Annotated in this window: 19 protein-coding genes; 16 read left to right on the forward strand and 3 right to left on the reverse strand. The window is 41.6% G+C overall.

The window, feature by feature from the left end; genetic code table 11:
* Window positions 1–259 precede the first annotated feature (259 nt).
* The 3 genes from nrdF to nrdH form a co-directional block, all read right to left on the reverse strand.
* Window positions 260–1,219: a class 1b ribonucleoside-diphosphate reductase subunit beta gene (nrdF, locus tag WKT08_RS04595; protein ID WP_031573445.1), complete on the reverse strand. Its 960-nt coding sequence runs from the start codon at window positions 1,217–1,219 to the stop codon at window positions 260–262.
* 113 nt (window positions 1,220–1,332) lie between these two features.
* Complete coding sequence (nrdE, locus tag WKT08_RS04600) at window positions 1,333–3,492, reverse strand: class 1b ribonucleoside-diphosphate reductase subunit alpha (RefSeq protein WP_031573442.1); 2,160 nt, start codon at window positions 3,490–3,492, stop codon at window positions 1,333–1,335.
* A gap of 114 nt (window positions 3,493–3,606) precedes the next feature.
* The gene (gene nrdH, locus WKT08_RS04605; protein WP_003006408.1) at window positions 3,607–3,825 is read right to left on the reverse strand and encodes a glutaredoxin-like protein NrdH; all 219 of its coding nucleotides are present in this window, start codon (window positions 3,823–3,825) and stop codon (window positions 3,607–3,609) included.
* A gap of 476 nt (window positions 3,826–4,301) precedes the next feature.
* Here nrdH and WKT08_RS04610 point away from each other — a divergent pair, with 476 nt between their 5' ends.
* The 16 genes from WKT08_RS04610 (at window position 4,302) to WKT08_RS04685 (ending at window position 25,370) form a co-directional block, all read left to right on the forward strand.
* Window positions 4,302–4,565, forward strand: a complete 264-nt coding sequence (locus tag WKT08_RS04610; RefSeq protein ID WP_003006411.1) for a phosphocarrier protein HPr — start codon at window positions 4,302–4,304, stop codon at window positions 4,563–4,565.
* A 4-nt stretch (window positions 4,566–4,569) separates the two neighbouring features.
* Window positions 4,570–6,303 carry a phosphoenolpyruvate--protein phosphotransferase gene (ptsP, locus tag WKT08_RS04615; RefSeq protein ID WP_049474827.1) on the forward strand — a complete coding sequence of 578 codons (1,734 nt, stop codon included), beginning with the start codon at window positions 4,570–4,572 and terminating at the stop codon, window positions 6,301–6,303.
* Between the two features lie 328 nt (window positions 6,304–6,631).
* Complete coding sequence (glgB, locus tag WKT08_RS04620; protein WP_049506438.1) at window positions 6,632–8,539, forward strand: 1,4-alpha-glucan branching protein GlgB; 1,908 nt, start codon at window positions 6,632–6,634, stop codon at window positions 8,537–8,539.
* Between the two features lie 50 nt (window positions 8,540–8,589).
* Window positions 8,590–9,732 (forward strand): glucose-1-phosphate adenylyltransferase, encoded by a 1,143-nt coding sequence (locus WKT08_RS04625; protein WP_003012110.1) that lies wholly within the window; start codon window positions 8,590–8,592, stop codon window positions 9,730–9,732.
* Window positions 9,722–10,858: a glucose-1-phosphate adenylyltransferase subunit GlgD gene (glgD, locus tag WKT08_RS04630; RefSeq protein ID WP_340280393.1), complete on the forward strand. Its 1,137-nt coding sequence runs from the start codon at window positions 9,722–9,724 to the stop codon at window positions 10,856–10,858. The genes WKT08_RS04625 and glgD overlap by 11 nt, the downstream gene beginning before the upstream one ends.
* On the forward strand, window positions 10,858–12,285 hold the full coding sequence (gene glgA, locus WKT08_RS04635; RefSeq protein WP_003006424.1) for a glycogen synthase GlgA: 1,428 nt from the start codon (window positions 10,858–10,860) through the stop codon (window positions 12,283–12,285). Before glgD ends, glgA begins: the two co-directional genes overlap by 1 nt.
* Window positions 12,286–12,518: 233 nt before the next feature.
* Window positions 12,519–18,473, forward strand: coding sequence for a ZmpA/ZmpB/ZmpC family metallo-endopeptidase (locus WKT08_RS04640; protein ID WP_340280396.1), 5,955 nt, complete (start codon window positions 12,519–12,521; stop codon window positions 18,471–18,473).
* Between the two features lie 228 nt (window positions 18,474–18,701).
* The gene (locus WKT08_RS04645) at window positions 18,702–18,902 is read left to right on the forward strand and encodes a F0F1 ATP synthase subunit C (protein ID WP_003006433.1); all 201 of its coding nucleotides are present in this window, start codon (window positions 18,702–18,704) and stop codon (window positions 18,900–18,902) included.
* 33 nt (window positions 18,903–18,935) lie between these two features.
* Complete coding sequence (gene atpB / locus WKT08_RS04650) at window positions 18,936–19,649, forward strand: F0F1 ATP synthase subunit A (protein ID WP_118397048.1); 714 nt, start codon at window positions 18,936–18,938, stop codon at window positions 19,647–19,649.
* A 19-nt stretch (window positions 19,650–19,668) separates the two neighbouring features.
* Window positions 19,669–20,163: a F0F1 ATP synthase subunit B gene (gene atpF / locus WKT08_RS04655; protein WP_118397051.1), complete on the forward strand. Its 495-nt coding sequence runs from the start codon at window positions 19,669–19,671 to the stop codon at window positions 20,161–20,163.
* Window positions 20,163–20,699: a F0F1 ATP synthase subunit delta gene (locus WKT08_RS04660; protein ID WP_118397054.1), complete on the forward strand. Its 537-nt coding sequence runs from the start codon at window positions 20,163–20,165 to the stop codon at window positions 20,697–20,699. The genes atpF and WKT08_RS04660 overlap by 1 nt, the downstream gene beginning before the upstream one ends.
* 15 nt (window positions 20,700–20,714) lie before the next feature.
* Entirely contained in the window at window positions 20,715–22,220 is a 1,506-nt protein-coding gene (gene atpA, locus WKT08_RS04665) for a F0F1 ATP synthase subunit alpha (protein WP_009732555.1), read from the forward strand.
* A 15-nt stretch (window positions 22,221–22,235) separates the two neighbouring features.
* Window positions 22,236–23,117, forward strand: a complete 882-nt coding sequence (locus WKT08_RS04670; protein ID WP_014713090.1) for a F0F1 ATP synthase subunit gamma — start codon at window positions 22,236–22,238, stop codon at window positions 23,115–23,117.
* 85 nt (window positions 23,118–23,202) lie between these two features.
* Window positions 23,203–24,609, forward strand: coding sequence for a F0F1 ATP synthase subunit beta (atpD, locus tag WKT08_RS04675; protein ID WP_003006453.1), 1,407 nt, complete (start codon window positions 23,203–23,205; stop codon window positions 24,607–24,609).
* Between the two features lie 13 nt (window positions 24,610–24,622).
* Complete coding sequence (locus WKT08_RS04680; RefSeq protein ID WP_003002471.1) at window positions 24,623–25,042, forward strand: F0F1 ATP synthase subunit epsilon; 420 nt, start codon at window positions 24,623–24,625, stop codon at window positions 25,040–25,042.
* Window positions 25,043–25,139: 97 nt separating this feature from the next.
* A complete protein-coding gene (locus WKT08_RS04685; protein WP_340280403.1) occupies window positions 25,140–25,370 on the forward strand; it encodes a DUF1146 family protein in 231 nt (76 codons plus the stop codon).
* Window positions 25,371–25,385 lie beyond the last annotated feature (15 nt).

The raw sequence follows: 25,385 nt of genomic DNA on the forward strand, positions 1-25,385 counted from the left end.
TAAAGTCTTCTGAAAAACTTTCCTTAGGTGAGTACGGACGTCAGCGAACTTCTACGAAGTTCCATGACTAATTCTTGAGACTAAGGTCTCAAGAATTCCGAGTGTCTGAGACTACTATGTCTCAGACACTTTTCTCACGGCGGAAAGTTTTTAATCTTTAAAAAATAAAAGTCATTTTTTGAAAATCATCTATCTGTTTTATGTAAAACAATAGGTTGTCTACATTTAAAAACCTTTCCAAACGGAAAGGTTTTTCTTCTTATAGTCCGTAATTGTAATCGTCATCCTGCATGGCTTCTACTTCACCGAGAAGGTAACCATTTCCGACTTGAGAGAAGAAGTCGTGGTTAGATGTACCGGTTGAGATTCCGTTCATAACGATTGGGTTGACGTCATCCGCTGAGTCTGGGAAGAGTGGATCTTGTCCCAAGTTCATGAGGGCTTTATTAGCATTGTAGCGAAGGAAGGTCTTGACTTCCTCTGTCCAGCCCACACCGTCATAGAGGCTCTCTGTATAGCCTTCTTCATTTTCATAGAGGGTATAGAGCAGGTCATACATCCATTCTTTGAGTTTTTCTTGTTCTTCTTCTGGTAATTCGTTAAATCCAAGTTGGAACTTGTAGCCGATATAGGTTCCGTGAACTGATTCGTCCCGAATGATCAACTTGATGATCTCAGCTACGTTGGCCAATTTGTTGTTTCCAAGATAGTAGAGAGGTGTGAAGAAACCAGAGTAGAAGAGGAAGGTCTCAAGGAAAACGCTGGCGACTTTCTTTTCAAGGGGAGTCCCATTGAGATAGATTTCGTTGATGATTTCTGCCTTCCTTTGAAGGAAAGGATTGGTGTTGGTCCATTCGAAAATCTCTTCGATTTCTGACTTGGTATTCAAAGTAGAAAAGATAGAAGAGTATGACTTAGCATGGACAGATTCCATAAATTGGATGTTGTTAAAGACAGCTTCTTCATGGGGAGTACGAATATCCGCACGAAGGGCTTGAACACCTGTTTCAGATTGCATGGTATCTAGAAGAGTTAATCCCCCAAAGACTTTACCAACTAGGTCTTTTTCTTTATTAGATAACTTTCTCCAGTCATCCAAGTCGTTTGACAAAGGGATACGTGTATCCAACCAGAATTGCTCTGTCAGTTTTTCCCAGGTCGATTTATCGATGACATCTTCGATCGCATTCCAGTTAATGGCTTTGTAGTATGTTTCCATTTGCATCACTTTCTTTTTCTATTCATTCAATCGTTACTATTCTACCATAAATTGATAGAATACCGCACAAAAAGTCGGCGAACCGACTTTTGATAGCTATCTAGGATAGCGGATTAGATGACACAGCTTTCACATTGGTTGGCGCCAACTTCTCCACCATCATCTGTAAAGGTACGGACGTAGTAGATAGACTTGATACCCTTGTTAAAGGCGTAGTTCCGAAGGATAGACAAGTCACGAGTGGTTTGTTTGTTTTCAGTTTTCCATTCGTAAAGACCCTTTGGAATATCGCTGCGCATAAAGAGAGTCAGTGAAAGACCTTGGTCTACATGCTCAGTTGCAGCAGCATAGACATCGATGACTTTTCGCATATCCATGTCGTAGGCAGAAGTGTAGTAAGGAATCGTTTCCGTTGACAATCCTGCTGCAGGGTAGTAGATCTTACCGATTTTCTTCTCTTGGCGTTCTTCAATCCGTTGTGTAATTGGGTGGATAGAAGCAGATACGTCATTGATGTAGCTGATAGATCCATTTGGTGCGACAGCTAGGCGGTTTTGGTGGTAAAGACCATCTGCTTGAACTTTAGCACGCAGTTCTGCCCAATCCTCAGCACTTGGGATAAAGATATCTTTAAAGAGTTCTTTGACGCGATCAGATTTTGGTACAAATTCTCCAGTCGTGTACTTATCAAAGTAAGTACCATTGGCATAATCAGATTTTTCGAAGTTGTGGAAGGTAACACCACGTTCGCGCGCAATGTTGTTTGATTCTACGAGAGTCCAGTAGTTCATGAGCATGAAGTAGATGCTCGTAAACTCAATAGACTCCGGTGATCCGTATTCGATCAATTGTTGGGCAAGGTAGCTATGAAGTCCCATGGCTCCAAGACCAAAGGTATGCGCCAGTTTATTTCCGTGGTCAATAGTTGGAACGGCTACGATATGAGAGCTATCTGTAACGAAGGTCAAAGCACGAACCATGGCACGAATCGAACGACCAAAATCAGGTGAAGTCATCATGTTAACTACGTTGGTTGAACCAAGGTTACAGGAGACGTCTGTTCCCATTTGAACAAATTCTTGGGCATCGTTGATCAAGCTTGGTTCTTGAACTTGAAGGATCTCTGAACACAAGTTACTCATGATGATTTTTCCATCAACAGGGTTTGCCCGGTTAGCAGTATCAATGTTGACTACATATGGATAGCCAGATTCTTGTTGCAATTTAGAAATTTCAGTTTCCAAATCACGTGCCTTAATTTTAGTCTTGCGGATATTTGGATTAGCAACCAACTCATCGTATTTTTCAGTGATGTCGATGTAGTTAAATGGTACTCCGTATTCACGTTCCACAGAGTATGGGCTGAAGAGGTACATTTCTTCATTCTTACGCGCCAACTCGTAGAACTTGTCTGGCACGACGACCCCAAGTGAGAGAGTCTTCACCCGAACTTTTTCATCAGCATTTTCTTTCTTAGTTGAAAGGAAGGCGATGATGTCTGGGTGGAAGACGTTGAGGTAAACCACCCCAGCCCCTTGGCGTTGTCCCAATTGGTTAGAGTAAGAGAAGCTATCTTCGAAGAGTTTCATAACTGGAACCACTCCAGAAGCGGCTCCTTCATACCCTTTGATTGGTGCTCCAGCTTCACGAAGGTTGCTGAGAGAAATCCCAACCCCACCACCGATACGAGACAGTTGAAGGGCAGAGTTGATGGAACGTCCGATCGCATTCATATCATCGGTTACTTGGATCAAGAAACATGATACCAATTCCCCACGGCGGGCACGTCCAGCGTTTAAGAAAGAAGGAGTAGCTGGTTGGTAGCGTTGGTGGATAATTTCGTTTGCGATGTCTCGCGCGATAGCTTCATTTCCATCAGCAAAATAGAGAGCATTGAAAAAGACACGGTCTTCCATGCTTTCAAGATAGTATTCTCCATCATTTGTTTTCAAAGCGTATTGGTTATAGAATTTGTAGGCCGCCATGAAGGACTTGAATTGGAAGTTTTGATCTTTGATAAATTGGGCCAATTCCTCTAAAAATTCAGGACGGTATTTCTCGATAAAAGCTCTCTCAATGTAATTGTGCTCGAGAAGGTACTGAATCTTGTCTGTAATCGAGTCAAAGGTTTTAGTATTTGGTACAACATTTTCTTTAAAGAACGCATCCAAAGCTTCTTTATCTTTATGAAGCATGATTTGGCCGTTTACTGGACGGTTGATTTCATTGTTAAGACGAAAATACGTCACATCTTCAAGAGATTTTAATCCCATAATAATCCTTTTCTAGTTCAAAAAAATGAAGAGGAGAAGTCCTCTCTTTCCAAGTAAAAAGTCTAGTGTTAGGTTGCTAACGCTAGACCCTATTTAAGCAAAATACTGTGTTTATTAAGAAAGTTTCTTCAACTTAGCTGGTTGAAAACCAGAAAATACTTCATCCGGTGTTTGAATAACTGGAGCAGCATTGAAGCCAAGGTTCTTAACATGCTCTACAAATTCTGGCTGTTCATCTAAGTTAATTTCGCGGTATTCCACATGATTGCTATCGAGGAATCGCTTGGTCATTTTGCATTGAACACAATTATTTTTTGAATAAATGGTTACCATTTCTTTTTCGTTCTCCTATCGAAATATAAATCTGTAAACAGTATAAACAAAATCCAGCAACTTGTCAACAAAATAAAACTAAATATTGTGCAAAGATATGAAATGGGGTTTTTAAAACACAATATATTGTGGTGAACGGAAATTGAGAAATTCCAAGAAATGGGATAGGAATAGGCTTTAAAGCATCTTTAATTAGTTATAATTTTTTTGTGAATCAATATCCTGTGGTACACTTGCTTCTTTTTATTTGAAAGCGGAGGAAAATGTTACTTATAATATAGTAGAAAATTGAAAAGATTTGTTCTCCATTCTTCAGGTACTTCTTAGAATGTATCTAAATTGGGATTTTTCGCAGTCTTTTTCTGTAAGTCAGTGATAAAAATCTTGAAAAAAATTTCAAAAGATGATATAATACCAAATTGTAAGGGTTATCAAAAGGTAACTCAAAAACTATTTTTTAAAAGGAGAGTCCAATTATGGCTTCTAAAGATTTCCACATCGTGGCAGAAACAGGTATCCACGCACGTCCAGCAACTTTGTTGGTTCAAACTGCTAGCAAATTTGCATCAGACATCACTCTTGAATACAAAGGTAAATCAGTTAACTTGAAATCAATCATGGGTGTTATGAGCCTTGGTGTTGGTCAAGGTGCTGACGTTGTAATTTCTGCTGAAGGTGCTGACGCTGATGATGCAATCGCAGCTATTTCAGAAACAATGACTAAAGAAGGATTGGCTTAAAAATATGACAAAAATGCTAAAAGGAATTGCAGCATCTGACGGTGTTGCCGTTGCTAAGGCATATTTGCTCATTCAACCAGACTTATCATTTGAGACTGTTTCAGTCGAAGATACAAGTGCAGAAGAAGCTCGTTTGGATGCAGCTCTTGAAGCTTCACAAAACGAGCTTTCTCTTATTCGGGAGAATGCAGTAGCAAGCCTTGGTGAAGAAGCAGCGCAAGTTTTTGATGCGCATATGATGGTTCTCGCTGACCCTGAAATGATTGGTCAGATCAAAGAAACGATTCGTACGAAAAAAATCAATGCAGAGGCTGGCTTGAAAGAAGTCACTGACATGTTCATTGCAATCTTTGAAGGAATGGAAGACAATCCTTACATGCAAGAACGTGCAGCAGACATTCGCGACGTTACCAAACGTGTCCTTGCCAACTTGCTTGGTAAGAAATTGCCAAACCCTGCTTCTATCAATGAAGAAGCAATCGTGGTAGCGCATGACTTGACACCATCTGATACAGCTCAGTTGAACAAAAAGTACGTAAAAGCCTTTGTTACTAACATCGGTGGACGTACCAGTCACTCAGCTATCATGGCGCGTACACTTGAAATCGCAGCTGTTTTGGGTACAAATAACATTACAGAACTTGTCAAAGATGGTGATGTTTTGGCTGTTTCAGGGATCACTGGTGAAGTGGTGATCAACCCTACTGAAGAACAAATCGCAGCCTTCAAAGCAGCTGGTGAAGCTTATGCCAAACAAAAAGCTGAATGGGCTCTCCTTAAAGATGCTCAAACAGTGACTGCTGATGGAAAACACTTCGAGTTGGCTGCCAACATCGGTACCCCTAAAGACGTTGAAGGTGTAAACGATAATGGTGCAGAGGCAGTTGGTCTCTATCGTACAGAATTCTTGTACATGGATTCTCAAGACTTCCCAACAGAAGATGACCAATACGAAGCCTACAAAGCTGTTCTTGAAGGTATGAACGGTAAACCTGTTGTCGTTCGTACAATGGATATTGGTGGGGATAAAGAACTTCCTTACTTCGATCTTCCTAAAGAAATGAACCCATTCTTGGGTTACCGTGCTTTGCGTATTTCTATCTCTGAAACTGGTAATCAAATGTTCCGTACACAATTGCGTGCCTTGCTTCGGGCATCTGTCCACGGTAAATTGCGGATCATGTTCCCAATGGTTGCTTTGTTGACTGAGTTCCGTACAGCTAAAGGTATTCTTGAAGAAGAAAAAGCGAAATTGCTTGCTGAAGGTGTTGCTGTGGCAGATGATATCCAAGTAGGGATCATGATTGAAATCCCAGCTGCTGCGATGCTTGCGGACCAATTTGCTAAGGAAGTTGATTTCTTCTCAATTGGTACAAACGACTTGATCCAATACACAATGGCTGCTGACCGTATGAACGAACAAGTTTCATACCTTTACCAACCATATAACCCATCTATCCTTCGTTTGATCAACAACGTGATCAAGGCGGCTCACGCTGAAGGCAAATGGGCTGGTATGTGTGGTGAAATGGCCGGTGACCAAACTGCTGTTCCACTTCTTGTCGGAATGGGCTTGGATGAGTTCTCTATGTCAGCTACATCTGTCCTTCGTACACGTAGCTTGATGAAGAAACTCGACACAGCTAAAATGCAAGAATACGCTAACCGTGCTCTGACTGAATGTTCAACAATGGAAGAAGTTCTTGAACTTTCAAAAGAATACGTGAACGTAGACTAAGAATTCAACAAGACTAAGACAAATCTGTCTTAGTCTTTTTTTACATTGTTCATAAAAATGTTCATTTTATTCGTAATAAACTAGTTAGTAATAAAAATAGTGATTTAAATGTTCGGTTTTTGTTTGATTTTCCTCGTATATATAGTATAATCGTAAGTAAGATAAGGAGGATGACCAAGGAAGGATCGAAAAGGTTCGGGAAAGAAAATGGAAAAACTTTTCCTGATAATTTTACATGATTTTACAGGAATCAACTTGAAAATTAAGTGATTTTATAGTAGAATAATACCAAATAGAAAACGCTTTCAAAAAGCAAAGAGGTGAGTATATGGATAGAAGCACAGACTTATGGACATTTGGAAGAGGGGATAATTTCCATCTTCAAGAGTACTTAGGAGCTCACAAGGAAACAAGGGGAGAACAAGAAGGCTTTACCTTCCGTGTTTGGGCTCCCAATGCTCAGGCGGTGGATCTGATTGGTGATTTCACTGATTGGGAAGCTCGTAAAATTCCAATGGTTCGTAATGAAGGAGGCGTCTGGGAAGTCTTCTGTTCCGATGCAAAAGAGGGAGATATATACAAGTATTTGGTGACTCGACAAAATGGTCATCAGGTGCAAAAAATCGATCCTCTAGCATTATGGATGGAAAAGAGACCCAATACAGGATCTATTATTAAGACCATTCCAGAGAAAAACTGGAAAGATGGTCTCTGGAGAGCACGCCGCAAAAAACTTGGTTTTAAGGAACGACCTGTTAATATTTATGAGGTTCACGCAGGATCGTGGAAACGTAATGAGGATCACAGTTCCTATACCTTCAAACAACTAAAAGAAGAATTGATTCCATATTTGGTGGAGATGAACTACACCCACGTGGAATTTATGCCAGTGATGGCCCATCCATTGGGCTTGAGTTGGGGCTATCAGCTCATGGGATATTTTGCACTCGAGCAGACTTATGGTAGCCCAGAAGAGTTTCAAGACTTCGTGGAAGAATGCCACCTCAACAATATCGGAGTGATCGTGGATTGGGTACCAGGACATTTCATTATCAATGATGATGCCTTGGCTTATTATGATGGAACACCAACCTTTGAATACCAGGATGAACATCGTGCTCATAACTACGGATGGGGAGCCTTGAACTTCGATTTAGGGAAGAATCAAGTCCAGTCATTCTTGATTTCTAGTTTGAAGTTTTGGATTGATACCTATCATTTAGATGGGATTCGGGTCGATGCTGTGAGCAATATGCTCTATCTTGACTACGATAGCGGTCCATGGACACCAAATATTGATGGTGGAAACCTCAACTACGAAGGCGTTCATTTCCTTAGACGGTTGAATGCGATTATCAAGAACGAACACCCAGATGTCATGATGATTGCAGAAGAAAGTTCTGCTGGTCAAAAGATCACGGGTCCTGAAGAAGAAGGTGGACTTGGCTTTGACTATAAATGGAATATGGGGTGGATGAATGATATCCTTCGATTCTACGAAGAAGATCCCATCTACCGGAAATTTGACTTTAACCTGGTAACCTTTAGTTTCATGTATGCATTTTCTGAAAACTTCTTACTACCATTTTCACATGATGAAGTGGTGCATGGTAAGAAGAGTTTGATGCATAAGATGTGGGGAGATCGTTACAATCAATTTGCTGGACTCCGTAACCTCTTGACCTATCAGATTTGCCATCCAGGTAAGAAATTACTCTTTATGGGTTCAGAATTTGGTCAATTTTTGGAATGGAAGTCAGAAGAGCAATTGGAATGGGGCAATCTAGAGGATGAAATGAATGCTAAGATGCGTCGTTTCACTTCTCAGCTCAATCATTTCTACAAAGAACACAAGGAATTGTGGGAGATTGATGATAGCTTTGATGGCTTAGAGATTATTGATGCAGATAACCGGGATCAGAGCGTCTTGTCTATGATCCGGAAAAATCGTAAGGGTGATCTTTTGGTGTGCGTCTTTAATATGGCACCAGTAGAACGCAAGGACTTTACGATTGGTGTGCCTATATCAGCGGTCTATGAAGAAATTTGGAATACAGAATTAGAAGAATGGGGAGGTGTCTGGAAAGAGCACAATCCGACAGTCCAGTCTCAAGATGGACTGTGGAAGGATTATGAACAAACCTTGACCTTTACTTTGCCGGCTTTAGGGGCTAGCATTTGGAAGGTGAAACGGAAGGTTCGCAAAACGAAATCTAAAACATCAGATAAAAAATGATGATCGGTTGACTCTAAGGGAGTCCAAGCTTTAAAAAGAGGAAGTAGTCAATGAAGAATGAAATGCTCGCTTTAATTCTTGCCGGAGGGCAAGGAACACGTCTTGGAAAATTAACCAAAAACATCGCGAAACCTGCGGTTCAATTTGGTGGGCGCTATCGGATTATCGATTTTGCTCTCTCAAACTGTGCCAACTCAGGAATTCACAATGTTGGTGTGATTACACAGTATCAACCACTTGCCCTTAACAGCCATATTGGGAATGGTTCCAGCTGGGGCTTGGATGGAATCAATACGGGTGTGTCTATTCTCCAACCTTATTCAGCTAGTGAAGGAAATCGGTGGTTCGAAGGAACTAGTCATGCCATTCTCCAAAACATCGACTATATCGATAGCATCAATCCGGAATATGTCTTGATTCTATCTGGGGACCACATCTACAAGATGGATTACGATGACATGCTTCAAGCACACAAGGATAATAACGCAAGCTTGACTGTTGCAGTCCTAGATGTACCTTTGAAGGAAGCAAGCCGTTTTGGAATCATGAATACAGATGCCAATAATCGGATTGTCGAATTTGAAGAAAAACCAGCTGAACCAAAATCAACTAAGGCTTCAATGGGGATTTACATCTTTGACTGGGCTCGTCTGCGCAATATGTTGGTTGCTGCTGAAAAGAGTGATATCGATATGTCAGACTTCGGTAAAAATGTCATTCCAACGTATCTAGAATCAGGCGAAAGTGTTTATGCTTATGAATTCAATGGTTATTGGAAAGACGTTGGTACGATTGAGTCTCTTTGGGAAGCCAATATGGAATATATCGATCCAAATAATGCCTTGGATAGTCGCGATCGTCACTGGAAAATCTATTCACGCAACCTTATTTCACCACCAAACTTCTTTGGAGAACATGGTCACATCGAAGATTCTCTTGTAGTCGATGGTTGTTTGGTAGACGGTACAGTCAAACACTCCATCTTATCAACAGAAGCTCAAGTTCGTGAAGGAGCTGTTGTTGAAGATGCTGTCGTGATGAGCAATGCCATTATCGGTAAAGGAGCTGTCGTAAAACGCGCGATCATCGGAGAAGGCGCAGTCATTGCAGAAGGTGTCGTGATTGATGGAACAGAGGAAGTACAAGTTGTCGGTTACAATGAAAAAGTGGGGGTAGCAACAGATGAAGATTGATAAATATTCAGCCATTTTAGGAAATACAGTTGGGTATCATGATATGTCCACTTTGACTAGCCATCGTCCGGTAGCATCCCTACCGTTTGATGGGAAATACCGCTTAATCGACTTCCCATTGTCTAGTCTTGCAAATGCTGGTATTCGTAGTGTTTTTGGGATTTTCCAACAAGAAAATATTAGTTCGGTCTTTGACCATATTCGTTCAGGTCGTGAGTGGGGCTTGTCTACTTTATTGAGCCACTATTACCTCGGAATCTATAATACTCCAGTTGAAAATACAACGGTAGGGCCAGAATACTACCAACAATTATTGACCTATTTGAAACGGTCTGGTTCTAATCAAACAGTTGCTTTGAACTGTGATGTATTAATGAATATTGACCTCAATCAGATTTTCCACCTTCATAATACCATTGATCGTCCGATTACAGTGGTTTATAAAAAGTTGCATCCGCAAGACATCTCAGAAGTCAATGCTGTCTTGAAAATTGATGAAACAGACCATGTTACAGAGCAAAAACTTTTTGATGGCAAGGATCCTGATGAAGTATACAACATGTCAACAGATGTCTTTATTGTGGATACTCCTTGGTTGATTGAAAAAATAGAAGAAGAAGCTAAGAAAGAATACCCACAAAAATTGCGCTATATCTTGCGTGATTTGGCGGTGGAATACAATGCTTTTGCTTTTGAATATACAGGCTACCTAGCAAATATTCACTCAGTTGAATCCTATTATCAAGCAAACTTGGATATGTTGGAAAACCAAAAATTCATGAAGCTCTTTTCACCAAATCAAAAGGTGTATACAAAAGTGAAGAATGAAGAGCCGACTTATTATTCCAAGACTTCAAATATCAAATCGTCCCAATTTGCTTCGGGTAGTATTGTAGAAGGAACCGTTGAACGCTCTGTTGTTTCACGCCGGGTACACCTTCATCAAGGTTCAGAAGTCCGTAGTAGTCTTCTTTTCCCTGGTGTTGTCATTCATGAAAATGCAATCGTCGAACATGCCATCCTGGATAAGGGGGCCGAAGTGGCTGCTGGTGTGACGATTCGTGGGACAGAAGAAGCACCTGTCGTGGTTAAAAAAGGAACGATTGTTACAGAGGATATTGTCTAATGAAACTATTATTTGTTGCAGCTGAAGGAGCACCGTTTTCTAAAACAGGTGGTTTGGGAGACGTTATTGGCGCTCTTCCTAAATCCTTAGCGAAAAGTGGTCATGATGTGCGCGTGATCCTCCCTTACTATGATATGGTAGAGGCTAAGTTTGGAGATCAAATTGAAGATGTCTTGCATTTTGAGACCAAGGTTGGCTGGAGAAGTCAATATGTTGGTGTGAAACGCATTGTGCGCGATGGCGTCACCTTTTACTTTATTGATAATCAACACTATTTCTTTAGAGGACATGTGTATGGTGACTTCGATGATGGCGAACGCTTTGCCTTCTTCCAGCTCGCGGCCTTAGAAACGATGGAACGAGTTGACTTCATTCCAGATGTTCTTCATGCCCATGATTACCATACGGCGATGATTCCTTTCTTGCTGAAGGAAAAATACCGTTGGATTCAAGCTTATCATGGAATTAAAACAGTATTGACCATCCATAATTTGGAATTCCAAGGTCAGTTCGACCCAGGAATGTTGTGGGATCTTTTCGGAGTTGGATTTGAACGCTATGCAGATGGAACGCTTCGGTGGAATGATTGCCTGAACTGGATGAAAGCTGGTATTCTATATGCTGACCGTGTAACAACCGTTTCTCCTAGCTATGCGCATGAGATTATGACTGCTGAATATGGTTGTGGCTTGGATCAGATCCTTCGAATGGAGTCTGGCAAGGTGACCGGAATTGTTAACGGGATTGATGCGGATCTGTATAATCCTGAAACGGATCCACTCTTGACGTATCACTTCAGTCTCTCAGATCTTTCAGGTAAAGCAGCTAGCAAACGAGCTCTTCAAGAACGTGTCGGTCTACCTGTTCGCGATGATGTTCCTTTGTTTGGGATCGTCTCTCGTTTGACACGTCAAAAAGGTTTTGATGTGGTGGTAGAAGAGTTGCATCAACTTTTGCAAAAGGATATTCAGATTGTCTTGCTCGGTACAGGAGATCCTGGATTTGAAAATGCCTTTGCTTGGTTTGGTCAAGCCTACCCAGATAAACTTTCAGCGAATATCACATTTGATGTCCAATTGGCTCAAGAAATCTATGCAGCATCAGATGTCTTCTTGATGCCAAGTCGCTTTGAACCGTGTGGCCTTTCTCAAATGATGGCCATGCGTTATGGAACCCTTCCTTTGGTGCATGAAGTCGGTGGACTTCGTGATACCGTTCAACCGTATAATGCTGTTGATGGAAGTGGAACAGGCTTTAGTTTCAATAATTTGTCTGGTTATTGGTTTAACTGGGCGGTTGATGAAGCCTTGGCTGTCTACTACAATGACAAACAGGCTTGGTATGGTCTCCAAGAGCAAGCTATGACGCGTGACTTCTCATGGGATACGGCTAGTCAACGATACAATGATTTGTACCAATCCTTATAAATAGATCTATAATACAAACGCCTTTCGAGGCGTTTTTTGTGTTGCTTTCTTCCTATAAAGAAAACGGTTTATTTTTTTGAGTTTTAGAGCTTGCTAAAATAGAAGAAAAAAGATAAGATAGGTAAAGGTAAAAAATCCCGGGAAGGTTCTTATTTCTAGAAAGGATCCCAGCCTCTCTAAAAACAATCAGGTCCTTGCTTGAGGGTTAAATATTACTATATAGGAATTTTAGGATGAAAAAAGCGAAACAAACGTTTGAAAAAATGACCAAATATTCGATTCGAAAATTATCTGTCGGTGTTGGTCCGGTAGCCATTGGAGTCTTTTTATTAGGAGGAAGCTTGTTAGGAGCTCGTCCTGTCAAAGCAGATCAGGTGACTCTACCTGCTCATGTGCACTTAGGATATGTGACAGAAGAAGAGCTGACTGCTGAAGAAAAAGCACAGGTGATTCATGCAATCCCTGAAGCATATCAAAATGAAGATACTTTCTATCTCGTCTATAAGAAGAAGGAAGCAACTCAGTCGGTTCTTCCTCAAACAGGAAGTCAGGAAGTCGCCCTATTTGGCCTAAGTCTAGCCACAGCTTCCTTTGCGGTCCTCTTACTTTCTAAAAAGCACCGAAAGAAGGTTATGGGCGTCCTTTTGATTGGAGCCATGGGACAAAGTCTTCTACTTCCAGTTGAAGTCGCAGCCCTACAAAATCAAGTTTTGCGCGCTTATAACCAGGATCTTGCGATCGCATCGAGCGAAGATCTTGCAGATGGTGTGATTCAAATTGATGGCTATGACTATGTGGGCTATCTGCGCTACCCGTCAGTCCAAAAGACGAGCTTACGAGAGCCAAAGGCTATGCAGGAAACGAAACCTTCTGTAGAAGGAACGATCAAAACAAGTACAGGTATTCCACAAGTGGAAGCACAAGCGCGTGTGACGCCAGAAGTCGCTCCAGCCTTTCCTCAAGTTGAAAAACCAAGCCTGGAAGTCTCTACTGAGCCTGTGCCATTTGAAACCGTCAAGCAAGCTGATCCTACATTAGCCAAAGGGCAAACCAAGGTGCTGACTGCTGGCCAAAATGGGGAGCGTACCATATTGACGGAAGTGAGTGTGGTAGATGGACAAGAAGTTCGCAGAGTAGTCGAAAGCAAGGTCACCAAAGAACCAGTTTCACAAATTCTTGCTGTTGGGACAAAAGAAGATGCCCAATCAACCCCTCAACCCAGCCCTTCTCCAGTTGTAACGGCTAAGGGGACACAAGAAGAAGGCCATGTCGGCGAAGCTCCTGTTCAACCAGAGAATCAAGCCTATACAGGTGTGGTGGAAGCCAAGGGGACACAAGAAGAAGGCCATGTCGGCGAAGCTCCTGTTCAACCAGAGACTCCAGCCTATACAGGTGTGATGGAAGCTAAGGGAACACAGGAAGAAGGCCATGTCGGCGAAGCTCCTGTTCAACCAGAGAACCCAGCCTATACAGGTGTAGTAGAAGCCAAGGGAACACAGGAAGAAGGTCATGTCGGTGAAGCTCCTGTTCAACCAGAGACTCCAGCCTATACAGGTGTGGTGGAAGCTAAGGGAACGCAGGAAGAAGGCCATGTCGGCGAAGCTCCCGTTCAACCGGAGAATCCAACCTATCAAGTTACGGAAGGGACGGTAACAGAGACAGAAACGGTAATCCTTCCATATGAAACAGAGTATGTAACGGATGCCAATCGTTACACCGATGAAGAAAGCCTTCTTCAGAAAGGCGAGGCTGGTAGTCAGGAGATTCGTCGTGTTTATAAGACGGTCAATGGTGAGAAGATTGGCGAGCCCGTGAGCACGACAACTGAAACGGTAAAAGCTCCTGTGACAGAAAAAATTAGTCGTGGGACTAAGGCGATTGAAGGCCAAACAGAGGATGTTTCGTATGAGGAAATTCCATTTAAGACGGTAACCGAACAAGATGCCACCTTGCTAAAAGGATCAGAAAGGGTTTCTCAAGCCGGTAAAAATGGGAAGAAGAAAATCACCAAGGTTTACAAGACCATCAAGGGGGGTAAAACGGCGGATGCTCCTACGATTTCTGAAGAAGTAGTTGAACAGGCGCAAGATCAGATCATTCAACAAGGGGCCAAAGAACTTGACAAGCCAACCTTGACCTTGACCCAGGTCGATAAGGAAGAATTGAAGCGCAGTGCTAAAGCTACTTATCGTTTGGACAAACCAGACGGTGTGACCATCAAGTCCATCCAGGCTGTATTGAAGAAGGGTGATCAAGTGGTGAAAACCCTGACCCTTTCAGAGACGGACTTGGCAGCTGCTTTAGCGGACTTGGACTACTACAAGGATTATACGCTCGCAACGACCATGGTGTATGACCGTGGAAATGGGGACGAAGAAGAAGTTCTTAAGGAAGAACCACTGAGAATCGACCTTAAAAAAGTCGAAGTCAAAAATATTAAGGAAACAAGCTTAATCAGTGTGGATGACCAAGGAAATGAGACCGATAGTAGTCTCTTGTCTGAAAAACCATCGAATGTTAAGCCTTACTACTTAAAGGTCACCACCCATGATAATAAGGTTACAAAACTAGCCGTTGATAAAATTGAAGAAGTAACGGTAGATGGCGTGACCCTATACAAAGTAACAGCCAAAGCTCCTGATCTCATTCAACGGACTGCGGACAACCAGTTCAGTGAGGACTATGTCCACTATATTGCGAAACCCAAAGCACATGAAGGTGATGTCTACTACAATTTCAACGAACTTGTAAAAGCTATGCAAGCCAATCCGACTGGCACCTTTAAACTGGGTAGCAATATGAATGCGACTAATGTCCAGCCAGCAGGAAAATCCTATGTAACCAATGCCTTCAAGGGAATTTTGGAAAGTACGGATGGAAATACATTTGCCATCCATAACATTACAAGACCATTATTTGGTAACATCGAAGGTGGCTCGGTTAAGAATCTCTTGCTTGAAAATGTCAATATTGACCTACCTGGGACAGATCGAGTAGCACCAATCGCAGGTGTCATCAAAAACAATGCAACTGTTGAGAACGTTAAAGTAATAGGAAGTGTTGTCGGGAACAATGACGTAGCAGGAATTGTCAATAAAATTGATGGTAGCGGGAAGGTCAGCAATGTTGCCTTTATCGGGAAACTGCATGCTGCTGGCAACAAAGGTGGCTATCTAGCGGGTGTTGTTGGTGAGAACTGGAAAGGTATTGTCGAAAAGGCTTACGTTGATGCTGAAATTACTGGTAACAAAGCAAAAGCTGCAGGTTTAGTTTATTCTTCTCAAAATGGTGGGAATAACAATACGCTAGGTAGAGAAGGAGTTCTCAGAAATTCAGTTGCTAAAGGTTCGATTGAACTGAAAGAAGCGGTCCAATCTGGTGGATTACTAGGGACCAACTGGGCCTTGGGGGCTATTGAAGACAACATCACCATGATGAAAGTCAAAACAGGTGAGATGGTCTTCGGGCATTCGGATATTGATGCAGATGATTACTTCACCTATTCAAGAACCAAACGCAATTACAGTGTGGAGGGCGTGAGTGAAGGTAAGAAAACCTATAACAACTCTCGTAAAATCCCTAGCATTTCCCTTGCAGAAGCTGAGCAGAAAATTGAAGCAATGGGGATTACTGCTGATAAATTTGAAAGTACGAAACCTGTTGAAGATAAACTCAATAACCTTGTTAACAAAGACGATCAATACAAGGCAATTGATGGCTACGACGCCGCTCGCGAACTTGCTTACCGCAATATAGCAAAATTACAGCCTTTCTATAATAAAGAATGGATTGTCGACCAAGGAAACAAATTGGCTGCGGCTAGTCCTCTCTTGACCAAGGAAGTCTTGTCTGTGACGGCCATGAAGGGCAATGATTTTGTCACTGAATTGGGGGATGCTGATCATATCCTGATCCACTACTCGGATAAGACAAAAGATATCTTTAGCATTTCATCGAAAGATTCTAAAGTCAAACAAGTGAAAGAGTACAGTGTAGCAGAACTTGGTGAAGTGGTCTACACGCCAAATATGGTTGACAAAGACCGGACTGAGCTAATTAGTGCTATTGTTGAAAAATTAAGTCCTGTAGAATTACAATCGGATCCAATCTACACGCACCTTGGTAGAACTGGTCCAAATAAAGTCAATGCCATTAAGAACCTCTATCTTGAAGAAACCTTCAAAGAGGTGAAGGACAATTTGACCCACTTTGTGAAACAGTTGGTTGAAAATGAGGACCATCAATTAAACACAGATGAGGCTGCCAAACGGGCTTTGATCAAGAAAATTGATGACAACAAGGCAGCAGTTCTCCTTGGTCTAACTTACCTCAATCGTTATTACGGAGTGAAGTTTGATAACTTCAATATCAAGCAACTCATGTTGTTCAAACCAGATTTCTACGGGAAGAATGTTGATGTCTTAGACCGCTTGATTGAAATTGGTTCAAAAGAAGACTATATCAAAGGGACTCGTACCCACGATGCTTTCCGTGAAGTAGTTGCTAAGCATACTCGCTCTGGAAATCTCAATGATTTCTTGCAATACAATATGGAACTCTTTACAAGTGATACAGACTTGAATGATTGGTTTATCAAAGCAACCAAAGATAATGTCTATATTGTAGAGCCAAAAACAAGGACTCCTGAATTTGCCGATAAGAAACATCGAGCTTACGAAGGATTAAATAATGACGTGCACGGTAAAATGATCTTGCCACTCTTGAATCTTAAAGATGCCCATATGTTCTTGATTTCAACCTACAATACCATGGCCTATAGTTCCTTTGAAAAATATGGTAAAAATACAGAAGCAGATCGGAAGGCTTTCAAAGCTGAGATTGATAAGGTTGCTAAAGAACAGCAGAATTATTTGGACTTCTGGTCCCGTCTATCTTTAGATAAGGTTCGTAATCAACTGTTGAAGAGCAATAATATGGTTCCAACACCTGTCCTTGATAATCAAAACTATAAAGACATTAGTACAGACCGTTATGGGCATACTAATAGTGGCAAAGATGTAGCACCAATTCGCGAATTGTATGGACCAACCGATCGTTACCATGCGACTGATTGGCGCATGGGAGCAACTGCTCGCGTCTATGGAAATCCTTATAAAGATGATTCTGTCTTCTTCATGGTGACGGATATGATTAGTGATTTTGGAGTATCTGCCTTTACGCACGAAACGACGCACGTCAATGACCGAATGGTTTATTTAGGAGGTTGGAGACACCGTGAAGGAACAGATCTTGAGGCATTTGCTCAAGGAATGCTCCAAACACCATCAGTATCGAATCCAAATGGTGAATACAAAGCCTTAGGTCTCAACATGGCCTATGAACGTCCTAACGATGGCAACCAATGGTACAATACCAATCCAAACGATCTTCAATCACGTGATGAGATTGATCGCTACATGAAAGGGTATAACGATACGCTCATGCTTCTAGATTACCTAGAAGGAGAAGCTGTATTGGACAAACATAGTAAGGACTTAAACAATGCTTGGTTCAAGAAGGTTGATAAACAATACCGAGGAGCTAATACCAAGAATCAATTCGATAAGGTACGTCCTTTGAGTGATGAGGAAAAAGCCATCGCCTTGCATACGGTAGATGACCTCATTACTAACAACTTTATGACCAACCGTGGTCCAGGAAATGGAGTCTATAATCCATCAGACTTTGGTTCAGCCTATGTGACCGTGCCGATGATGTCAGGTATTTATGGTGGGAACACCAGTGAAGGGGCTCCTGGAGCTATGTCCTTCAAACACAACACCTTCAGAATTTGGGGTTACTATGGCTATGAAAAAGGCTTCCTAGGCTATGCTTCAAACAAGTATAAACAAGAATCCAAACAAGCAGGCCATGCGACTCTAGGGGATGATTACATCATTCAAAAGATTTCTGATGGAAGATTCAGTACCCTTGAAGATTGGAAGAAAGCTTACTTCAATGAAGTTGTGACCAGTGCCAAGAATGGAATTCAGGCTATTGACATCGATGGTAAAACCTACACTAGCTATGAAGACCTGAAACGTGCATTTGCTGAAGCGGTTGATAAAGATAAGGCTACTCTAAGTAACGGTTCTGTCAAATTTGACAATACGGTTGCACTGAAAGAAAAAATCTTTAAGAAATTGCTGCAACAAACTGATAGTTTTAAAACGTCTATCTTTAAATAATTGAATTCTCTCATCTGCTGAGCAGGTGAGAGTTTTTTAGAAGAAAAAATGAATAGAGGTGTACAAAGTGTCTAAAAATTAAAAGGAATCAATCGTAGATCGGAAAATTTATCATATTAAAAAAATAACGTAATTTAACAAAAACGCTTTCTTTTCTAGGAAATATTTGACTATTATATCTTTTAGGAGTAAACTAAGGAGGTAAAATATATAAAAGGAGAATTCATCATGAATTTAACATTTTTAGGTCTTTGTTTAGCCTGCTTTGGTGTATCACTGGCAGAAGGTTTGATGATGAGCAGTTTATTGAAATCTGCGTCTCGTCAACCAGAAATTATCGGTCAATTGCGTAGCCTCTTGATTCTTGGTGTTGCCTTTGTCGAAGGTACTTTCTTCGTTACTTTGGTTATGGCCTTTATTATCAAATAGACGCTTCTGTTTTAGAAAAGGAGGTGTCAAACCTTGGAAGAAAGTATCAATCCAACGATCACTCTTGGACCTGTAACTTTTAATTTGACCCTACTTGCTATGACCTTGATTGCTGTTTTGGTGGTTTTTGGCTTTATTTATTGGGCCAGCCGTAAAATGACGATCCGACCAAAGGGCAAACAAAATGTGCTGGAATACGCATATGACTTTGTCGTAGGTTTCACCAAAGGAAATATTGGGGAACATTATATAAAGGACTATTCCTTGTTCTTGTTTGTTCTTTTCCTATTCCTTTTAGTGGCCAATAACATTGGATTGATGGCTAAAATCGAAACGACCAATGGTTACAATTTGTGGACATCACCAACCGCTAACCTGGGTTATGACTTTGCCTTTTCATTTTTGATCACCTTAATCGCCCATGTAGAAGGAATTCGCCGACGTGGTGTGAAGGAATATTTGAAGGCTTTTGTGACACCTGGATTTATGACCCCCATGAATATTTTGGAAGAATTAACGAACTTTGCCTCCTTGGCCCTTCGGATCTTCGGAAATATCTTTGCGGGTGAGGTACTAGCAAGCTTGCTTGTGACTTTGTCGCATCAAGCTGTTTATTGGTATCCATTTGCCTTTATTGGAAGCATGGCGTGGACAGCGTTTTCGATTTTCATTTCATGTATCCAAGCCTATGTGTTTACCATGTTGTCATCAATCTATATTGGTAAGAAAATTAATGGCGAAGAGTAAGTAGAGGAGGAGTAGAAGAATGCATGTATCAATGAGTGAAATTATTGGTAACTTTATTCTCATTGCTGGTTCCTTCCTATTATTAATCTTTTTAATAAAGAAATTTGCATGGAACAATATCAATGGAATTTTAGAAGCGCGTGCCAAAAAGATTACAGATGATATTGATGGAGCAGAATCAGCTCGTCAAAAAGCTGAGGAACTAGCAAATAAACGTGAAGAAGAGTTGGCAGGTAGCCGCAAAGAAGCAGCGTCTATCGTCGAAAATGCAAAGGAAACTGCAGAAAAGAACAAATCTCAGATCCTTTCAGAAGCCACTCAAGAAGCAGTACGTTTGAAAGAAAAAGCGCAACAAGAAATTGCGCATAACAAAGAAGAAGCATTGAACAGTATCAAAGGCGATGTGGCAGATCTCACTGTCAATCTTGCCAGCAAATTGTTGAGCCAACAGCTGGATGCTGAAGGTCAACGCCAACTGATCGATCGCTATCTTGATGAATTAGGAGAAGCCTAATGGACAAAAAGCAACTGATGGTGATTGAGAAATATACCCAGCCTTTTGTTCAATTGGTCTTTGAAAAAGGAGAACAAGACCTTGTCTTTGAAAAATTGACCCAAATCAAGGGTATTTTTGAGGAAACGGGACTTGCTAACTTCTTAGCTCATATCGGTGTAGAGGATGAAGAGAAAGCAAAAAGTCTACGACTTTTTCAACCCTCAGATTCACAATTACTCGACCATTTGATTGAAGTGGTTATTCTCAATCATCGTGAAGCCTTATTTTATGACATTGTAACGATTTGTTTAGATCAGATCCAACGACTGAGTAATGCTTTTGTCGTGACGGTTACGACAGCTACAGCCTTGGATCCAGCTCAAGAGCAAAAATTGGTACCCATTATCGAAAGAAAATTTGGCATCCAGGTTCGCTCAATCCAACAAAAGATCGATCCAGATCTAATTGGTGGTTTTGTCGTGACAGCCAATCATAAAACATTGGATACCAGTCTCAAACACCAATTGCAAGTCATAAAATCTAAATTGAAATAGAAAGTGGTGTGAATTTTGGCGATTAACGCACAAGAAATCAGCGCTTTAATTAAGCAACAAATTGAAAATTTCAAGCCAAACTTTGACGTCACTGAGACAGGTGTTGTAACCTACATTGGTGACGGGATTGCCCGCGCTCATGGGCTTGAAAATGCCATGAGTGGTGAGTTGTTGATCTTTGAAAATGGCTCATACGGGATGGCCCAAAACTTAGAAACAACGGATGTCGGGATCATCATCTTGGGTGATTTCACGGATATTCGTGAAGGAGACTCTGTCCGTCGTACAGGTAAAATCATGGAAGTCCCTGCAGGAGATGCCTTGATTGGTCGTGTTGTCAACCCACTTGGACAACCAGTGGATGGTTTGGGTGAGATTGTGACAGATAAATTCCGTCCAGTTGAAACGCCAGCTCCTGGTGTTATGCAACGGAAATCTGTCTCAGAACCCCTACAAACTGGTTTGAAAGCCATTGATGCCCTTGTTCCAATCGGACGTGGTCAACGGGAATTGATTATCGGGGACCGTCAAACAGGGAAAACTTCGATTGCCATTGATACCATCTTGAACCAAAAGGGTCAAGATATGATCTGTATCTATGTGGCGATTGGTCAAAAAGAATCAACAGTTCGTACGCAAGTAGAAACTCTCCGTAAATACGGAGCTATGGATTATACGATTGTGGTAACTGCTTCGGCTTCTCAACCGTCTCCATTACTTTATTTGGCACCTTATGCTGGGGTTGCTATGGCAGAAGAGTTCATGTATAACGGTAAACATGTTTTGATCGTCTATGATGATTTGTCAAAACAAGCCGTAGCCTACCGTGAATTGTCCCTTCTTCTCCGTCGTCCACCAGGACGTGAAGCCTTCCCAGGGGATGTCTTCTATCTTCACAGCCGTTTGTTGGAACGTTCAGCTAAAGTTTCAGATGAATTGGGTGGGGGTTCTATTACAGCTCTTCCAATCATTGAAACCCAAGCAGGAGATATTTCCGCTTATATCGCAACTAACGTGATTTCGATCACAGACGGACAAATCTTCTTGCAAGATAGTTTGTTCAATGCCGGTATTCGTCCAGCCATTGATGCAGGTTCTTCTGTATCTCGGGTAGGTGGATCTGCTCAAATCAAGGCCATGAAGAAGGTTGCTGGTACCCTTCGTATCGACCTCGCTTCATACCGTGAGTTAGAAGCCTTCACGAAATTTGGTAGTGATTTGGATGCGGCCACTCAAGCTAAATTGAACCGTGGTCGCCGAACGGTTGAAGTATTGAAACAACCTGTTCATGAACCACTGACGGTTGAAAAACAAGTCGTGATCTTGTATGCCTTGACTCATGGTTTCTTAGATAGTGTTCCGGTAGATGACATTCTTCGTTTCCAAGAAGAGTTGTTTGATTACTTTGAAGCACATTATCATCAAATCTTTGAGACGATTCGTTCAACACATGATCTTCCAGCAGAAGAAGAACTGGATGCAGCCCTTACAGAATTTGTCAACCAGTCAAATTTCAAATAGAAATAGGAGTGGAAGATGGCAGTTTCATTAAATGATATAAAGAATAAAATTGCATCCACTAAAAATACCAGTCAAATTACCAATGCCATGCAGATGGTGTCTGCTGCTAAACTCGGGAAATCTGAGCAAGCAGCCAAGGATTTTCAGGTTTATGCTGCCAAGGTACGTAAGTTATTAACAGACTTGCTCCATGGACATGAAACAGAAAATGCCAAGTCCCATCCCATGTTGGTAAGTCGCCCGGTTAAAAAGACAGCTTATATTGTCATTACATCCGATCGTGGTTTGGTCGGGGGCTACAATGCCTCCATCCTTAAAACCATGATGGAAATGAAGGCAGAATACCATCCAACTGGAGATGACTTTGAAGTGATCTGTATTGGAAGCGTCGGTGCGGATTTCTTCCGCGCCCGTGGGATTCAGCCGGTTTATGAATTGCGTGGTTTGCCTGATCAGCCTAGCTTTAAGGAAGTTCGCAAGATCATTTCGAAAACAGTCCAAATGTATCAAGAAGGTTTGTTTGATGAGTTGTATGTCTGTTACAACCACCACGTCAACAGTTTGACGAGTCAAATGCGGGTGGAACAAATGCTTCCAATTATTGATTTGGACCCCAATGAAGCGGATGAGGACTATGCATTGAATCTAGAATTGGAATCTAGTCGAGATGCCATTTTGGATCAATTGCTCCCTCAATTTGCTGAAAGCATGATCTATGGTGCCATTATTGATGCTAAAACAGCTGAAAATGCTGCTGGGATGATGGCTATGCAAACTGCAACAGACAATGCCAAGAAAGTCATTGATGAATTAACGATTCAATACAACCGTGCTCGTCAAGCAGCGATTACACAAGAAATTACAGAAATCGTTGCGGGTGCTAGCGCCCTTGAATAGTTGTCGGATACAATTTTAAATACAAAAACAGATGCTCGAAAGAGAACTTTTGAGCAGTAGAAATTACTTAGAATAGGAGAATGACATGAGTTTAGGCAAAATTTCTCAGGTCGTAGGTCCCGTCGTAGACGTTGCCTTTTCTGTTGGAGATAAACTTCCTGAGATCAATAATGCGCTTGTAGTCTATAAAAATGACCAACAAAAATCAAAAGTCGTTCTTGAAGTAGCTTTGGAACTTGGTGATGGGGTCGTTCGAACCATCGCCATGGAATCAACCGATGGTTTAACACGTGGAATGGAAGTCTTGGACACAGGTCGTCCAATCTCTGTTCCTGTCGGAAAAGAAACCTTGGGACGTGTCTTCAATGTTCTTGGAGATACCATTGACTTGGATCAACCTTTTGCTGAGGATGCTCCTCGTGACTCCATCCACAAAAAAGCTCCATCCTTTGACGAGCTCTCTACTTCAGAAGAAATTCTTGAAACAGGGATCAAGGTCATTGACCTCTTGGCCCCTTATTTGAAAGGTGGGAAGGTCGGACTCTTCGGTGGTGCCGGAGTTGGGAAGACCGTCTTGATTCAAGAATTAATCCATAATATTGCCCAAGAACATGGTGGTATTTCTGTATTTACCGGTGTTGGGGAACGGACACGTGAAGGAAATGACCTTTACTGGGAAATGAAAGAATCTGGCGTTATTGAAAAAACAGCCATGGTCTTTGGACAAATGAATGAGCCACCTGGAGCACGGATGCGTGTTGCTTTGACTGGTTTGACCATTGCGGAATACTTCCGTGATGTCGAAGGTCAGGACGTTCTCTTGTTTATCGACAATATCTTCCGTTTCACTCAAGCCGGATCTGAAGTATCAGCCCTTTTGGGACGGATGCCTTCAGCCGTTGGTTACCAACCTACTTTGGCAACTGAAATGGGGCAATTGCAAGAACGGATTACGTCAACCAAGAAAGGTTCTGTTACATCCATCCAAGCCATCTATGTGCCAGCCGATGACTATACAGACCCAGCGCCAGCAACCGCTTTTGCTCACTTGGATTCAACCACCAACTTGGAACGTAAATTGGTACAATTGGGGATCTACCCTGCGGTGGATCCATTGGCATCAAGCTCACGTGCCCTTTCTCCAGAAATCGTAGGAGAAGAACACTATGCAGTAGCTTCTGAAGTCAAACGCGTCCTTCAACGTTACCATGAATTGCAAGATATCATTGCGATCTTGGGGATGGATGAATTGTCTGACGAAGAAAAGACCTTGGTTGCTCGTGCTCGCCGGATCCAATTCTTCTTGTCACAAAACTTCAACGTTGCGGAACAATTTACAGGTCAACCTGGTTCTTATGTACCAGTTGGAGAAACTGTTCGTGGCTTTAAAGAAATTTTGGATGGGAAATATGACCATCTTCCTGAAGATGCCTTCCGTGGTGTTGGATCGATCGAAGATGTGATCGCCAAAGCTGAAAAAATGGGATTCTAAGAAGAGGTGAAAGATGAGTCAAATGAACGTCCAAATCGTTACACCGGATGGACTGGTTTATGATCATCATGCCGCATTTGTATCTGTCAAGACAATTGATGGTGAATTAGGGATTTTACCTCATCATATCAATACCATTGCGGTTTTGGCTGTAGACCAAGTAAAGGTTCGTCGTGTCGACGATGACAAACATATTGATTGGATTGCAGTCAATGGTGGGATTATCGAAGTAGCTGATAATGTCATTACCATTGTTGCCGATTCTGCCGAACGTGCTCGAGATATCGACATTAGTCGTGCAGAACGTGCCAAACTGCGAGCTGAAAAAGCGATTGAAGAAGCCAAAGATCAGCATTCGGTTGATATGGAACGTCGTGCTAAAATTGCTCTTCAACGCGCCATTAACCGGATTAATGTCGGAAATCGTTTATAAGATATTCAAAATAAGGTGGAGGTTTTGTCCTCACCTTATTTTTGTTGGGAGAGAATCAAAAGAAGAAAGTACGGACCAAATATGGTATAATAGCTGTATGATTCAAATGATTTTTAATCTTTCAAGCCATCTATTGTTTATCTTTTTTGCCTATTACCTATTGATGAACCTGGTTCAATGGGAAAAGTTTTTAAAAGTAAGTGCTGAAAATGTAGTTAAAATCCGTTTTTTGATCTTGATGATCAGTGTCGGAATAGGCTATCTAGCCAGCTCATTTTTTATCAGTATCTATGAGATGAGTCGGCAGATTTTTATTGGCCAATTCTAGCCACATTTTATAAAA

The organism is Streptococcus sp. HCA-5024, assembly GCF_037890265.1.
Classification (GTDB): Bacteria; Bacillota; Bacilli; order Lactobacillales; family Streptococcaceae; genus Streptococcus; species Streptococcus lingualis.